The sequence below is a fragment of the Spiroplasma endosymbiont of Tipula paludosa genome, from assembly GCF_964264785.1.
In the GTDB taxonomy this organism is placed as follows: Bacteria; Bacillota_I; Bacilli_A; order Mycoplasmatales; family Nriv7; genus Nriv7.
Genome location: NZ_OZ183484.1, coordinates 1,231,159 through 1,247,667 on the forward strand (window position 1 = coordinate 1,231,159; position 16,509 = coordinate 1,247,667).

Annotated in this window: 14 protein-coding genes and 1 pseudogene; 4 read left to right on the forward strand and 11 right to left on the reverse strand. The window is 29.0% G+C overall.

The window, feature by feature from the left end:
* Positions 1-86 precede the first annotated feature (86 nt).
* Entirely contained in the window at positions 87-329 is a 243-nt protein-coding gene (locus ACFEL5_RS07425; RefSeq protein WP_342277269.1) for a helix-turn-helix domain-containing protein, read from the forward strand.
* On the opposite strand, the gene ACFEL5_RS07430 is transcribed toward ACFEL5_RS07425, so the two are convergent.
* Entirely contained in the window at positions 326-1,099 is a 774-nt protein-coding gene (locus tag ACFEL5_RS07430; RefSeq protein WP_375315357.1) for an IS30 family transposase, read from the reverse strand. The genes ACFEL5_RS07425 and ACFEL5_RS07430 overlap by 4 nt on opposite strands.
* A gap of 68 nt (positions 1,100-1,167) precedes the next feature.
* Between ACFEL5_RS07430 and ACFEL5_RS07435 the strand changes: the two genes are divergently transcribed.
* Entirely contained in the window at positions 1,168-2,112 is a 945-nt protein-coding gene (locus tag ACFEL5_RS07435) for an IS30 family transposase (protein ID WP_375315358.1), read from the forward strand.
* Here ACFEL5_RS07435 and eno read toward each other — a convergent pair.
* Positions 2,111-3,163, reverse strand: a pseudogene (eno, locus tag ACFEL5_RS07440) (phosphopyruvate hydratase); the annotation flags it as partial. The gene ACFEL5_RS07435 and the pseudogene eno overlap by 2 nt on opposite strands.
* 101 nt (positions 3,164-3,264) lie before the next feature.
* On the opposite strand from eno, the gene ACFEL5_RS07445 reads away from it, so the two are divergent.
* Positions 3,265-3,657, forward strand: a complete 393-nt coding sequence (locus ACFEL5_RS07445) for a transposase family protein (RefSeq protein WP_375315019.1) — start codon at positions 3,265-3,267, stop codon at positions 3,655-3,657.
* A gap of 68 nt (positions 3,658-3,725) precedes the next feature.
* Here ACFEL5_RS07445 and ACFEL5_RS07450 read toward each other — a convergent pair whose 3' ends face one another.
* The 4 genes from ACFEL5_RS07450 to pepF all read right to left on the reverse strand — a co-directional run bounded on the left by ACFEL5_RS07450 (position 3,726) and on the right by pepF (position 8,083).
* Positions 3,726-4,061: an IS30 family transposase gene (locus ACFEL5_RS07450; protein ID WP_375315359.1), complete on the reverse strand. Its 336-nt coding sequence runs from the start codon at positions 4,059-4,061 to the stop codon at positions 3,726-3,728.
* Positions 4,062-4,080: 19 nt separating this feature from the next.
* Positions 4,081-4,821 (reverse strand): IS30 family transposase, encoded by a 741-nt coding sequence (locus ACFEL5_RS07455; protein ID WP_375315360.1) that lies wholly within the window; start codon positions 4,819-4,821, stop codon positions 4,081-4,083.
* 19 nt (positions 4,822-4,840) lie between these two features.
* Positions 4,841-5,785: an IS30 family transposase gene (locus ACFEL5_RS07460; protein WP_338966716.1), complete on the reverse strand. Its 945-nt coding sequence runs from the start codon at positions 5,783-5,785 to the stop codon at positions 4,841-4,843.
* A gap of 510 nt (positions 5,786-6,295) precedes the next feature.
* A complete protein-coding gene (gene pepF / locus ACFEL5_RS07465; protein WP_375315361.1) occupies positions 6,296-8,083 on the reverse strand; it encodes an oligoendopeptidase F in 1,788 nt (595 codons plus the stop codon).
* A gap of 113 nt (positions 8,084-8,196) precedes the next feature.
* On the opposite strand from pepF, the gene ACFEL5_RS07470 reads away from it, so the two are divergent.
* Entirely contained in the window at positions 8,197-9,558 is a 1,362-nt protein-coding gene (locus tag ACFEL5_RS07470) for a M17 family metallopeptidase (protein WP_375315362.1), read from the forward strand.
* A 91-nt stretch (positions 9,559-9,649) separates the two neighbouring features.
* Here ACFEL5_RS07470 and tuf read toward each other — a convergent pair whose 3' ends face one another.
* The 5 genes from tuf to ACFEL5_RS07495 form a co-directional block, all read right to left on the reverse strand.
* Complete coding sequence (tuf, locus tag ACFEL5_RS07475) at positions 9,650-10,837, reverse strand: elongation factor Tu (RefSeq protein WP_375315363.1); 1,188 nt, start codon at positions 10,835-10,837, stop codon at positions 9,650-9,652.
* Positions 10,838-11,248: 411 nt separating this feature from the next.
* Positions 11,249-13,327, reverse strand: coding sequence for an elongation factor G (gene fusA / locus ACFEL5_RS07480; RefSeq protein WP_375315364.1), 2,079 nt, complete (start codon positions 13,325-13,327; stop codon positions 11,249-11,251).
* 21 nt (positions 13,328-13,348) lie between these two features.
* The gene (gene rpsG / locus ACFEL5_RS07485) at positions 13,349-13,816 is read right to left on the reverse strand and encodes a 30S ribosomal protein S7 (RefSeq protein WP_338967738.1); all 468 of its coding nucleotides are present in this window, start codon (positions 13,814-13,816) and stop codon (positions 13,349-13,351) included.
* Between the two features lie 23 nt (positions 13,817-13,839).
* Positions 13,840-14,253 carry a 30S ribosomal protein S12 gene (gene rpsL, locus ACFEL5_RS07490; RefSeq protein WP_338967736.1) on the reverse strand — a complete coding sequence of 138 codons (414 nt, stop codon included), beginning with the start codon at positions 14,251-14,253 and terminating at the stop codon, positions 13,840-13,842.
* Positions 14,254-14,422: 169 nt separating this feature from the next.
* On the reverse strand, positions 14,423-16,504 hold the full coding sequence (locus ACFEL5_RS07495) for a hypothetical protein (RefSeq protein ID WP_375315365.1): 2,082 nt from the start codon (positions 16,502-16,504) through the stop codon (positions 14,423-14,425).
* Positions 16,505-16,509 lie beyond the last annotated feature (5 nt).

A 16,509-nucleotide genomic window follows, 5' to 3' on the forward strand; every position in this document is an offset into this window, starting at 1 on the left:
AAGTAAATAAAATTGCAAAAGATTTCATATAAAAATTTCATGATGCTAAGTTTATTTTAGAAAAAGTAAATTTAAGGAGTTTTTATATGGGATACAAACATCTTGGCATAGATGAAAGAATTTATATTGAGAATCAATTGAAATTTAAAGTAAAAATTAGTGAAATAGCTAAAAATCTTAATCGAAGTATTAGTACTATTAATCGAGAAGTTAATAGAAATAAAGATAATAATCATTATTTTTCATTAATTGCACAAAATAAAGCAGAAAATAGAAAACAATTACATGTTTATTTTCATAAGCCAAATTGTAAAGTTAAGTGCAACTAAATTATTTTTCTAACCAAATATTCGATTGGCGAAAGATAATTTAGTATTTTTCTTGGTCTTTGGTTTAAAGACAATATAAATTTATGAACTGCATTTTTAGTAGTGTTTGAAAAATTAAATTTTTTAGGAAATTTTTCTCTAATTAAACCATTAGTATTTTCATTAGTACCTCTTTGTCAAGGTGAATATGCATCAGCAAAATAAATTTTCACATTTAAATTTTTTTCAAGTTGTTGTCAATTAGCAAATTCTTTACCCCTATCAAATGTTATAGTCTTAACAAGATTATTTGGAAGAATTGATAAATAATGACTAATATTTTTGTTAATAACTTTAGTAGTTCTATTTTCAACTAATATTGCTAAAGTAAATCTTGATGTTCTTTCAACTAAAGTTATTAAACATGATTTACTTTTACCTCGTGATGATACTACAGTATCACCTTCTCAATGGCCAAGAGTTATGCGATTATTAACATTTCGTTCTTTAATGGATTTACCATTAAATTTACCCCGATTTTCTTGAGATTTTCGTTTCTTACCTTTTCTTCTTAAATTTTTACTAGTAACCTTTTCAAATAATCCAGAATAAATTCAATTGTAAATTGTTTTAAAACTAATAATTCATTCTTGATGAAAATTTTTAATTCTGCCATAAATTTGTTCAGGCGATCAACCTAATAATAATTTTTGTTGTACATATTTTACTAATTCTCTATTTTTAAATTTATGCTGAATTATACTTGTAAGTGCAAGTAAATAAAATTGCAAAAGATTTCATATAAAAATTTCATGATGCTAAGTTTATTTTAGAAAAAGTAAATTTAAGGAGTTTTTATATGGGATACAAACATCTTGGCATAGATGAAAGAATTTATATTGAGAATCAATTGAAATTTAAAGTAAAAATTAGTGAAATAGCTAAAAATCTTAATCGAAGTATTAGTACTATTAATCGAGAAGTTAATAGAAATAAAGATAATAATCATTATTTTTCATTAATTGCACAAAATAAAGCAGAAAATAGAAAACAATTACATGTTTATTTTCATAAATTTAAAAATAGAGAATTAGTAAAATATGTACAACAAAAATTATTATTAGGTTGATCGCCTGAACAAATTTATGGCAGAATTAAAAATTTTCATCAAGAATGAATTATTAGTTTTAAAACAATTTACAATTGAATTTATTCTGGATTACTTGAAAAAGTTACTAATAAAAATTTAAGAAGAAAAGGTAAGAAACGAAAATCTCAAGAAAATCGGGGTAAATTTAATGGTAAATCCATTAAAGAACGAAATGTTAATAATCGCGTAACTCTTGGCCATTGAGAAGGTGATACTGTAGTATCATCACGGGGTAAAAGTAAATCATGTTTAATAACTTTAGTTGAAAGAACGTCAAGATTTACTTTAGCAATATTAGTTGAAAATAGAACTACTAAAGTTATTAACGAAAATATTAGCCATTATTTATCAATTCTTCCAAATAATCTTGTTAAGACTATAACATTTGATAGGGGCAAAGAATTTGCTAATTGACAACAACTTGAAAAAAATTTAAATGTGAAAATTTATTTTGCTAATGCATATTCACCCTGACAAAGAGGCACTAATGAAAATACTAATGGTTTAATTAGAGAAAAATTTCCTAAAAAATTTAATTTTTCAAATACTACTAAAAATGCAGTTCATAAATTTATATTGTCTTTAAACCAAAGACCAAGAAAAATACTAAATTATCTTTCGCCAATCGAATATTTGGTTAGAAAAATAATTTAGTTGCACTTAACTTTACAATTTGGCTAATTAAAATTGAGTTAGCCGCTTGCTTTTCAATACCTTCTTTTGTTATTTTAGGATTAGTTACAAAAATATCATCTCCCATAATTTGGACTTTATTACCTAATTTTTCTGTTAATTTAACAAAACCATCTCAATCATGTTCTGATAGTCCATCTTCAATAGAAATAATCGGATATTTATTAACTAACTGTTCTAAATACGAAATCATTTCATCAGTAGTTTTTTCAACAACTTTGCCACTTTTTTTGCTTAGTTTTTTAAAGACATAAATTTTTCGTTCTTTATCATATAGTTCGCTAGAAGCACAATCCATTGCAATTTTAATATCCGTACCAGTTTTATATCCTGCTGTTTCAATTGCTTTAACAATAACATCTAATGCACCTTCATTATCTAAATTTGGAGCAAATCCACCTTCATCACCAACAGAAGTAGTATCACCAGCATCGTGTAAAATTTTCTTTAAAGTATGAAATACTTCTGCTGCCATTCTAATTGCTTCTTTAAAATCAGGAGCACTAACCGGCATAATCATAAACTCTTGAAAATCAATTGTGTTGTCTGCATGTTCTCCACCATTAATAATGTTTAACATTGGTACTGGTAATTTTCTAGCATTAATACCACCAATATATTGATATAATGGTAAACCTACTTCATCAGCACCTGCACGCATAACTGCCATTGATACTCCTAAAATCGCATTAGCTCCTAATTTTTCTTTATTATCTGTACCATCTAATTTAATCATCACTTGATCAACTAAAAGTTGATTAGTAACATCCATTCCTACTACTTTTTCACGAATCATTTTATTAATATTAGCAACAGCTTTTAAAACACCTTTACCCATATATCGCTTTTCATCGTTATCTCTTAATTCTAAAGCTTCTAATTCACCTGTGGATGCCCCTGACGGAACCAAGGCTTTGCCGTAACCAAATTCACTTCACACTTCCACTTGAATTGTGGGATTACCACGAGAATCTAAAACTTCTATTGCTCTTACATCTGTAATTCTTGACATCTATTACTATCCTCCTCTAAATGAGATATATATTAGACTTGGTACATAACCTTTAATTTTATCTACTATTTTGATAATATTATTTACTAGGTGAAGTACAAATGTTAGATAAATACAAAGACGAAAATGAATTTTATAGTCTAATAGGCATAAAATATAAAACTTTCATGAAAATGGTAGAAATTTTAAAAGAAGCTAAAGCTAAACAAAAACAAATTGGTGGTAGACCAAATAAATTATCAATAGAGCAAAGATTACTTATGACTTTAGAATACTGAAAAGAATATAGTACATATCGTATTATTGCAAAAAAATATAATATTAGTCATGTTAGTTGTATTCGTAATATCTTTTGAGTTGAAAATACTCTAATAAAAAATAGTCACTTTCATATACCTGGCAAAAAGATATTATTGGAACATAAAGTTACTAATAATAATTTATTAGCAATTGATGCTACAGAAATTCCAATTGAAAGAATTAAAAAAAACTAAAATTATTATTTTCTGGTAAGAAAAGGCAACATTCATTAAAAATCGCCAAATTGTAAAGTTAAGTGCAACTAAATTATTTTTCTAACCAAATATTCGATTGGCGAAAGATAATTTAGTATTTTTCTTGGTCTTTGGTTTAAAGACAATATAAATTTATGAACTGCATTTTTAGTAGTGTTTGAAAAATTAAATTTTTTAGGAAATTTTTCTCTAATTAAACCATTAGTATTTTCATTAGTACCTCTTTGTCAAGGTGAGTATGCATCAGCAAAATAAATTTTCACATTTAAATTTTTTTCAAGTTGTTGTCAATTAGCAAATTCTTTACCCCTATCAAATGTTATAGTCTTAACAAGATTATTTGGAAGAATTGATAAATAATGACTAATATTTTTGTTAGCCAAATTGTAAAGTTAAGTGCAACTAAATTATTTTTCTAACCAAATATTCGATTGGCGAAAGATAATTTAGTATTTTTCTTGGTCTTTGGTTTAAAGACAATATAAATTTATGAACTGCATTTTTAGTAGTGTTTGAAAAATTAAATTTTTTAGGAAATTTTTCTCTAATTAAACCATTAGTATTTTCATTAGTACCTCTTTGTCAAGGTGAATATGCATCAGCAAAATAAATTTTCACATTTAAATTTTTTTCAAGTTGTTGTCAATTAGCAAATTCTTTACCCCTATCAAATGTTATAGTCTTAACAAGATTATTTGGAAGAATTGATAAATAATGACTAATATTTTTGTTAATAACTTTAGTAGTTCTATTTTCAACTAATATTGCTAAAGTAAATCTTGATGTTCTTTCAACTAAAGTTATTAAACATGATTTACTTTTACCTCGTGATGATACTACAGTATCACCTTCTCAATGGCCAAGAGTTATGCGATTATTAACATTTCGTTCTTTAATGGATTTACCATTAAATTTACCCCGATTTTCTTGAGATTTTCGTTTCTTACCTTTTCTTCTTAAATTTTTACTAGTAACCTTTTCAAGTAATCCAGAATAAATTCAATTGTAAATTGTTTTAAAACTAATAATTCATTCTTGATGAAAATTTTTAATTCTGCCATAAATTTGTTCAGGCGATCAACCTAATAATAATTTTTGTTGTACATATTTTACTAATTCTCTATTTTTAAATTTATGAGCCAAATTGTAAAGTTAAGTGCAACTAAATTATTTTTCTAACCAAATATTCGATTGGCGAAAGATAATTTAGTATTTTTCTTGGTCTTTGGTTTAAAGACAATATAAATTTATGAACTGCATTTTTAGTAGTGTTTGAAAAATTAAATTTTTTAGGAAATTTTTCTCTAATTAAACCATTAGTATTTTCATTAGTACCTCTTTGTCAAGGTGAATATGCATCAGCAAAATAAATTTTCACATTTAAATTTTTTTCAAGTTGTTGTCAATTAGCAAATTCTTTACCCCTATCAAATGTTATAGTCTTAACAAGATTATTTGGAAGAATTGATAAATAATGACTAATATTTTTGTTAATAACTTTAGTAGTTCTATTTTCAACTAATATTGCTAAAGTAAATCTTGATGTTCTTTCAACTAAAGTTATTAAACATGATTTACTTTTACCTCGTGATGATACTACAGTATCACCTTCTCAATGGCCAAGAGTTATGCGATTATTAACATTTCGTTCTTTAATGGATTTACCATTAAATTTACCCCGATTTTCTTGAGATTTTCGTTTCTTACCTTTTCTTCTTAAATTTTTACTAGTAACCTTTTCAAGTAATCCAGAATAAATTCAATTGTAAATTGTTTTAAAACTAATAATTCATTCTTGATGAAAATTTTTAATTCTGCCATAAATTTGTTCAGGCGATCAACCTAATAATAATTTTTGTTGTACATATTTTACTAATTCTCTATTTTTAAATTTATGAAAATAAACATGTAATTGTTTTCTATTTTCTGCTTTATTTTGTGCAATTAATGAAAAATAATGATTATTATCTTTATTTCTATTAACTTCTCGATTAATAGTACTAATACTTCGATTAAGATTTTTAGCTATTTCACTAATTTTTACTTTAAATTTCAATTGATTCTCAATATAAATTCTTTCATCTATGCCAAGATGTTTGTATCCCATATAAAAACTCCTTAAATTTACTTTTTCTAAAATAAACTTAGCATCATGAAATTTTTATATGAAATCTTTTGCAATTTTATTTACTTGCACTTACAAGTATAATTCAGCAAAAATTATAAAATGTTTCATTGCGATTAGAAATCGGAATTAGCAACAAAATATATAATAATAAATATATTGCTAGTTTTAAATAAAATATTTTTAAAAAAACTGGTTTTTGTATAAGTCTCTCTCCTGATTTTAGACTAAGCATTTAGCAACTACCTCTCTATTTTTAATTACTTACATTTTTTAAACTTTCCTTGATAAATTCAAAAACTATCAACTCCTTAAAATATAAATATTTTTCTTAAACTTATAATGACATTATTATATCTAAAATTAAATGATTTCCATTGAAACTATTTTCTAAAAATGACATTGTGACCCATTTTAAAAACTAATTTAAAAAAGTCAGAAGTAAACTTCTGACTTTTAACATCTTTTATACAAGTTAATTTAGTTGTTATTTTAAAGCTGTAATAATTTTTCCAATTCATCCAATAGTTGCTCCAAATGCTCCATTAACGGCACATAGGTTGCCTCCAGTGCTAAATCAATACCAACATCTTGCAAAATTAACATTGGTTCTTTATGACCCCCTGCTTTAAGAAAATTCAAAATGTTATCTTTATTGCCCTTTTCAAAATCATCATATAACTTAAACGAAGTTGTCACCGAAGTAGCATATTTATAAACATAATAAGGGGAATTAAAGAAATGTAAAATTCGCGGTCAAGCATAAATGCCATCATCAGCAATTTCATCATAAACATCATAACCATACTCAATTGAAACATCTTTAAACAATTTTGCTAAAATACTAGCATTAATCGGCTGCTCTTGTTCAACTATTTTATGAGCTTCCCATTCAAACTTAGCAAACTGAATTTGACGAAAGAAAGTAGCCATTAAATCATTAATTCTTGTTTCCAATAAATAAATTTGTTCATCTTTTTCTTTAGCTTGCGTATACAGATATTTAAATAAAAGATGCTCATTAAAAGTTGATGCCACTTCTGCTAAAATAATCGGATATTGTGCTAAATTAGGCGGTTGATATTTATTAGAAAATAATGTATGCACGGAATGACCTAATTCATGTGCTAAGGTAGCAACAGATCTTAATGAATCATCTCAATTCATTAAAATAATTGGTTCAACACCTTTACCTGATGACGAATATGCCCCACTGCGTTTGTTAGTGTCTTCAAAATAATCAATTCGCCCTGGTAATAAAGCGATATCTAACATCGTTAAATATTCTGCTCTCAATGGCTGAAAAGCTGCTTTTACCATTGCAATCCCTTGCACCACAGTATACTTATTATTTTCTGTTTTATTCATTAATAAATGACTATCAGTTGCATAAAATTTATCTAATTGAAAATATTTTTGTTTAATTTTAATAAAACGCCGATATAAATGAATATATGCTTTTCCAACTTCTAATAAAGTTAAATACATATCTGGCAATACTTTATCACCTAATAATGATGCTTGCAATGAACTTTCATAGTTTCTTAATTTAACTTCTTCAACACTATATTGAATAATATCTTCATACACTTTAGCTAATGAATGCTTCTTTGTAACTAAATGTTTGTTTAATAAGATACTAGTTTCTCGTCGTAATTTTTGATCTTCTTTGGGACGCGATAATTGTGCTATTGAAGTTGCTAATGATTCTGTTAATTCCTGTTTTTCACCATCATAATCAAGATATTGTTTTTCCTTATCAGCATATGCTAATAAATCATAAAGTTGATAACTAGTACTTCGCGTTTTAGCAACATTGTTTAATAATTCCTCTTGTTCTTCTGTTAATAAATATTTTACTTTTTCAAAAAATGACCGAAAATCATATTCAAAATTTTTTAATTTCGCATCATTTGCTAACATTTGCATAATTTTTTCCGCACCAATTTGTTTTAATTCTGGTTCAACAAATGACATCTTAGTTTGAATTTTTAATGACTCATTCATCATTAAATTACTTAAATTAATAAATCGTTCATCAGTAGTATCTAAACTACCATAATGTAAATATTGCGAAAGTTTTGCACCTAAAATTTCTCCCGCCTCTGACAATAAAATATATTGCTTAAAATTTTCTTGTTGATGTAATTTCCCTTTTAAATTATACAATTTACCATAATGACTAATATAATTTTGTAACGCCTTCGTTCATTCATCATCACTAGTAAATAAATAACTTAAATCTCATTGATACTTCTTATCAGCATTAATTCGTTTCATTAGTTGTATCCTCTTCCCTTATTAATCTATTTTATGATTATATCAATATATTACGGCATTTGTGCAATCAAAAATGTTATAATTTATATAATTTTATTATTAGGAGGAAAAATATGATTAACTTAACAAAAGAATCACAACAAAACATTGTAACTTTAAAAGCGATTTTTGAAGGCGCAGCAATTAAGGGCACCGTTGAAAAATCTGAAGGAAATACAACCTTAATCGACTCAGAAAAAATCCTTTTCGTTTACTTTAAAGAAAAGAAAATGACATTTTGTAAATTACAGCAATGAATGAAAAAATTTAGCAGTACCAACACTCGGGAATTAAATATTGATGTTGCTAGTTTTACAACTGATGATTTTAATGAACAATTGGCATTACAAGCCATTAGTGAAGCCATTTTATATACCCAACATCAAGTAATATCTTATAAACAAGAAAAAAAGCAAGAAAAAGCAAACTATCATCTAATTACTAATATTAGTGATAGCACCGAAATTTTTAACACTGCTCAAATTAAACTAGATAGTGTTAATTTAACAAGAAACTTACAAGATACACCGCCAAACTTAATGTACCCAGAAATCTTTGCTCAAGATATTCAAAAAGTTTTTGAAGACATTGATAATGTTAAAATTACTATTTTAGATAAAAAAGCAATTATTGAAAATAAAATGGGTCTTTTACTAGCTGTTGCTAATGGTAGCCACAACGACCCCCGAGTTGTGATAATTGAATACACAGGAAATCCTAATAGCAAAGAAAAAATTGGTTTAGTGGGCAAAGGAATTACCTTTGATTCTGGTGGTTATTCATTAAAACCAGCAGCTTCAATGATTAATATGAAATTTGATATGTCGGGAGCAGCAATTGTTTGTTCAACATTATTAGCCATTGCTAAAATTAAACCCACAATTAATGTTGTTGCTGTTGCCTGTTTAACTGAAAATCGCATTGGAGGTCACGCCACCTTAGTTGAAGCTGTGGCAACTGCAATGAACGGTAAAACCGTTGAAATCTTAAATACTGATGCTGAAGGACGCTTAGTTTTAGCTGACGGAATTACTTATGCCATTAGAAATAACAACGCTACTAAAATTATTGATGTTGCTACTCTAACCGGAGCAATCGTAGTATCGCTAGGAAAACATGCTACAGGTGTATTTAGTAATAACAATGATTTTTACCACCAATTTGAACAAGCAAGTGATTTAAGCAAAGAACGCATTTGAAGAATGCCGATATACAAAGAAAATATTGAAGAAATGCAATGCTCACAAATAGCTGACTTAGCAAATATTGGAAAAATTCGGGATATGGGTTCTTCACAAGCGGCTGCTTTCTTACAAGAATTTGTTGAAGAAAAACCTTTCATTCACTTAGATATTGCGGGAACAGCTGATAGCGATTCTCGTGGTAGTGGGGTTATGGTTAAAACACTAGTTGAACTTTTAAGTAGAGTTAAATAGTAATAATTTGTAAAATTAAAATTAAAAAGTTATCTATTTTAAATAGATAACTTTTTCTTTGCTTTTTATTTTAGTTTATTTTTTAAAATTTTTATTCTAAAATCTTATTAATTATTCCTGAAGCTACGGTTTTACCACCTTCACGAATAGCAAATTGTGTTCCTTCTTCTAAAGCAACTTTAGTATTTAACTCAACAGTTATTTCAGTATTATCACCAGGCATTACAAAGTCAACACCAGCAGGTAAGGTAACTGTTCCTGTTACATCTGAAGAATGTAAGTAAAATTGTGGTTGATAATTACTTTTAGTTGCCGTATGACGACCACCTTCAGCTTTTGTCAATAAGTAAATTTCTGCTTGAAATTTACTATGAGGCGTAACTGTTCCTGGTTTACATAAAACTTGTCCTCTTCGTACGGCATCTTTTTCAACACCTCGTAATAAGATTCCAACATTATCACCAGCTCTAGCTTCATCTAGCGTTTTGTGACCAGTTTCAATACTTGTAGCAATACTTTTAATTACCTTATCACCAAACCCAACAATTTCTACCGCTTCACCAAGTTTTAATATTCCCCGATCAACAAGACCAGTAGCAACTGTTCCACGACCTGGAACACTCACAACACTTCCAACTGACATCATAAATGGCTTATCTAAATCTCGCTCTGGCGTTGGAATATATTCATCAACAGCTTTCATTAATTCAAGAATTTTTGCTTCTTGTTCGGGATCACCATTTAATGCTTTTAATGCTGAACCTTCAATAATTGGTGTATTGCCACCATCAAAGCCATGTTTAGTTAATAATTCTCTAATATCTTCTTCTGCTAAGATTAACATATCAGGATCATCAAGTAAATCAACTTTATTTAAATAAACAACTAATTTTTTAATTCCCACATTTTTAGCCAATAAAACATGCTCATTAGTTTGGGGCATTGCGCCATCAGTTGCAGCAACAACTAAAATTGCTCCATCCATCTGTTTTGCACCCGTAATCATATTTTTTACATAATCAGCATGCCCAGGAGCATCAATATGTCCATAATGTCTTGCTTCAGTTTCATAATCAACATGGGCAATATTAATTGTAATACCTCTTGCTTTTTCTTCTGGTGCAGCATCAATTTCATCATATTTTCTTGCTTTTGCTCCACCTTGTTTTGCTAATACCGAAGTAATCGCTGCTGTTAAAGTTGTTTTACCATGGTCAACATGACCAATTGTTCCAATATTAACATGCGGTTTACTTCTTGAAAATGCTTCTTTTGCCATTTCATTTCTTCCTTTCATTTTTATTACTACTTTTTAAAAAAGATATTTATATTTTATCTTAAATTTATCTTAAAATTCAAGTTGCTAACAACAAAATTATTATCGGTCGCGTTTAGTTTTCTTAGGTATTTTTTAAAAAAGAAAAAATAGTCATTTACTATAAATTATTTCAATATGCAAATTAAGTATATATTTCTTATGTATGATTTTTGTTGTAAAAAATTATTTTAATGTTGTTTTTATAAGCATTTTACTTAGTTTTTATAACCTTTTATTAAGAATATGTTTGTTAATATTAAATATTTTGTTTTATTAATTATTTTTCAAGTAAAAAGGTAATAAATTTTTAGTTGCTTTTCTTTCAAAATTATTCAAATCTTTACCCACCTAACAAAACTTTATGCGCCCTTATTATCCTTGTTTTGAATTTTGGGCAACAATTTTTTCACTAACCGATTTTGGTGTTTCTTGATAGTGAGAAAACTGCATTGTATAACTTGCTCTTCCTTGTGTAAAGGACCTCAAATCAGTTGCGTACCCAAACATTTCTGCTAACGGTACTTTAGCTTTAATAACTTGAACATTACCTCTTTGCTCACTGCCTTCAATCTGACCTCTTCTTGAAGAAAGATTTCCGATCACATCACCATAATATACTTCTGGTGCTACAACTTCAACAGTCATAATTGGTTCTAACAATACTGGTTGCGAATGCTTCTTAATTTCTTTTAAAGCCATTGAAGCCGCAATCTTAAATGCCATCTCTGATGAATCAACATCATGATATGACCCATCAAATAATGTTGCTTTAATATTAATTAATGGATATCCCGCTAAAACACCACCAGATAAACTAGCTTCTAGTCCCGCTTTAACAGAACTAATATATTCGCGGGGAACTCTACCACCAACAATCTTATCAACAAATTCAAATCCTTTATCTGGATTAGGTTCAAATTTAATTCATACATGCCCATATTGTCCACGACCACCTGATTGTTTAATATATTTACCTTCACAATCAGATGAAACTTTAATAGTTTCACGATATGATACTTGTGGATTTCCAACATTTACTTCAACTTTAAATTCTCGTTTCATGCGATCAACAATAATATCTAGATGTAATTCACCCATTCCCGCAACAATTGTTTGTCCAGTTTCATTATCAGTTCATGTTTTAAATGTTGGATCCTCTTCAGCAAGTTTTGATAGCGCTAAACTCATTTTATCTTGATCAGCTTTAGTTTTTGGTTCTAATGCTAAAGAAATAACTGGTTCTGGAAAAATCATTGATTCTAAAACAATCGCATGCTTCTCATCACACAAAGTATCACCAGTTGTTGTATCTTTCAAACCAACAGCCGCTGCAATATCACCAGCATATACTTCTTGAATTTCTTCACGATTATTAGCATGCATTTTTAATAATCTTCCAATGCGTTGTTGTTTATCTTTAGTAGCATTCAAGATATAAGAACCTGAGTTTAATACCCCTGAATAAACACGAAAGAAAGTTAACTTTCCGACATAAGGGTCAGTCATAATTTTAAATGCTAAGGCAGCAAAAGGTTCATCATCAGATGCTTTTCTTTCTGCTTCTTCACCATTACGAAGCACCCCTTTAATGGCTGGGATATCTAATGGCGATGGTAAATAATCAACAACCGCATCTAATAACAACTTAACCCCTTTATTTTTAAACGCTGATCCACAAACAACAGGAAAGAATTCAGCTGTTAAAGTAGCATTACGAATCGCTTGTTTAATTTGTTCAACACCAATCGCTTCGCCTTCTAAATATTGCATCGCTAATTCATCATCAAGTTTAGCAAGTGTTTCAATTAAACTACTGCGCTTTTCTTTAACTAACTCTTGTAATTCATTAGGGATCGGAATTTCCTCTACTGTTTCATGAATATCATTTTGATTATAATGATATGCTTTCATTTCAATCAAATCAATAATACCATCAAAATTATCTTCACTACCAATTGGCAATTGAATTGGATGAGCATTACCTTGTAAACGGTCATAAATTGTATTAATAGAATATAAGAAGTCAGCACCAATTTTATCCATTTTATTAATAAACACAATTCTTGGTACCTTGTAAGTATTTGCTTGCCTTCAAACTGTTTCTGTTTGTGGTTCCACACCTGACTGGGCATCTAAAACCACAACTGAACCATCTAATACTCGTAATGACCGCTCTACTTCAACAGTAAAATCAACATGCCCTGGCGTATCAATAAGATTAAGTCTGAATTCTCTTCAAACCGCTGTTGTTGCTGCTGAAGTAATCGTAATGCCGCGTTCTTGTTCTTGAGCCATTCAATCCATTTGTGAACCACCATCATGGGTTTCTCTAGCTTTACGAATTCTTTTAGTATGTACCAAAATTCTCTCAGTAACCGTAGTCTTACCAGCATCAATATGTGCTATAACACCCATATTGCGAGTTTTTTCTAAACTATATTCTCTTGGCATTCTCTATCTACTCCTCTTAAATTATCAACGGTAATTAGCAAAGGCTTTGTTCGCTTCTGCCTGTCTTTCGGTTTCCTCTTTTTTCTTAACAGCGCCACCTGTACCATTTGATGCATCAATAATTTCTGCTGCTAACTTTTCTTCCATACATTTTCCATTACGACTATGTGAATAATTAATTAATCATCTAAGACTCAATGTCATTTTTCGCTCTTCATATACCTCAATAGGTACTTGATAATTAGCACCACCAATTCTTCTTACTTTCAACTCCAATTGTGGTGAAACATTATTTAATGCTTTATTAAAAATATCCGATGGATCATCATTTGTTTTTTCTTTAATAATATCAAAAGCTTGATAAAGAATTGTTTGGGCAATTCCTCTTTTACCATCAACCATAATTTTATTAATTGCTCTCGTAACCAACTTTGAATTATATATTGGATCTGGTAAAACATCTCGTTTTTCTGCTCTTCTTTTACGCATATAATAACTCCTTTCTTAAACTATTACTTTTTAGGTCTCTTTGTTCCATAAATTGAACGACCTTGTTTTCGCCCTTCAACACCAGCCGCATCTAAAACACCACGAATAACTCGATAGCGCACTCCTGGTAAATCCTTCGTTCTTCCGCCTTGAATAAGTACCACTGAATGCTCCTGCAAGTTATGTCCTTCACCAGGAATATATGCTGTTATTTCTAAACCATTACTCAGTCGCACACGAGTAATCTTTCTTAAAGCTGAGTTAGGTTTCTTTGGCGTTTTTGTTTTCACAAGTTTACATACTGCTCTTTTTTGGGGAGAAGAACCAGTAGTTTGCTTTCTTCTTAATGAGTTATATCCTACTCCTAATAACGCTGACCTTGACTTACGAGTCTTTCCTTTTCTTGGCTTGTGAATCAATTGATTAATTGTTGGCATAATTAATACTCCTTTCATTCTTTCATAGTGTTATTATTTTATACACACGATACCGTGCGTATCTAAATAAAGTCCTTTATAATAATAACTAATTTATTATAAAAATGCAACATATCCCCAAAATAAAATCTAGAACTTATATATAATTAAGTTCTAGATTTTAGAATAACTAACCGCCTTGATAACAAATAGGACAACTATCATTAGTAAATATATAATTTGGATATTGCGAATGATAATGCTCTGCAATTGCTGCTACATCAAATTGTTGATTAACAACAGATTTATTATATGTTTCTTGATTCGGTAAATTAATATTTAATGTTGGTTGTTCATAATAATTAGATTTTGTTTGATATCTTGCTTGCACATATCCTTGTGGATAGGAAACTGCTTCTTGTATTCCTACTGGATTAGCTCGGCGCTGCATTGTTTGGTCAAAAATTCCATAAGAACGACTTTCGTGATTCTTCTTTTTGTCCTGTTTTGGTTTCTTATCTTGTTCTTCAATCGGATTATATTCATACACCGGACTTTCTAACTCATCTGGTTTTCCTGGAAGATTAGCAAATAAAAATTTTCTTGTCTTTTGTGGAACAATTTCAACAGTTTTTCCTGTCATCGATGAATGACAATAAATTTTATTAGGCTCAATGTCTGTATCATCAGCTTCCTTTTGTTCACCTAATGCCACTATTTGTTCCTGAACTTGTGAATATTGCTGTCCTTGATAATACCCATTAGCAAATGACTGCTTCACAAAATCATCTTCCCTACTACCAGTTTGTGAACTATTACTCATCAATGGTTGTTTACCATCGTCATCCTCCAATTCACTTGGAGCAACATATGAACACTCCTCCGGTTGCTTAACTTGTAAATATTCATTATTAATATCCACTTGGTTTTTACCATCAGCTTCCTTTTGTTCACCTAATGCCACTATTTGTTCCTGAACTTGTGAATATTGCTGTCCTTGATAATACCCATTAGCAAATGACTGCTTCACAAAATCATCTTCCCTACTACCAGTTTGTGAACTATTACTCATCAATGGTTGTTTACCATCGTCATCCTCCAATTCACTTGGAGCAACATATGAACACTCCTCCGGTTGCTTAACTTGTAAATATTCATTATTAATATCCACTTGGTTTTTACCATCAGCTTCCTTTTGTTCACCTAATGGCACTATTTGTTCCTGAACTTGTGAATATTGCTGTCCTTGATAATACCCATTAGCAAATGACTGCTTCACAAAATCATCTTCCCTACTACCAGTTTGTGAACTATTACTCATCAATGGTTGTTTACCATCGTCATCCTCCAATTCACTTGGAGCAACATATGAACACTCCTCCGGTTGCTTAACTTGTAAATATTCATTATTAATATCCACTTGCTCCTTATCATCAGCTTCCTTTTGTTCATCTGATGATATCACATTATTTTTTGAATCTTTTTGATAAATCGGTTCTGCAATTATTTTACGAATCGCATCACCATCATCTTTATTCTCTTTTAACAACATTGGATTTAAAATATCTGGTAAGGATGCTTTTGACTTTACCACCAACTTATTGTTATCAATTTCATTAGTTTCATAGTCTTTATCATTTAAAAACTCTGACTGTAACTGTTCTTTTACTAAAGACAATGATTGTTGTGCTTGAATACTATTTTTTCTAATATTTACAATTTCGTTATTAATATCTAAATAATTTTCATTACTAATTTTTCCATCACCCGCAGTAATAATATTACCAATTTGGTATTCTTTATGATTAATAGAATTTTTAATTAATGATAAGAAGGAATTTTGTAAAAAAAATAACCCCATTGCTAAAACTGCTAAAATAAATGAAAATCATCATATTCCCGTAAAAATAATCATTAAAACCAAAATAGTAAAAATAATTCCCGTTAAAGCAAAATTTGTATAAAATAGTCTAATTGCCACTTTATGATTTTTACGATGACGAATTTGTGATATTACTATTGTTACTAAAACAAAAAATAGGGTAATTAAAATTCCAAAAAATACATAAATTACAAGATTACTCATTAAATCATTTTTTAATTTAATTAATGCAAAAGAAAAATTTTCTTTACCAAATCTTAAAAATAATTTTTCTAACCAAATTTCATTAGTAATAAAATTAAAAATAATTGGCATTGATAACACTAATAAAAATACCCCTAAAAGCGTAGATAAAAATATCATTATTGCTCCCATAATCATTAATGTCATTGCTT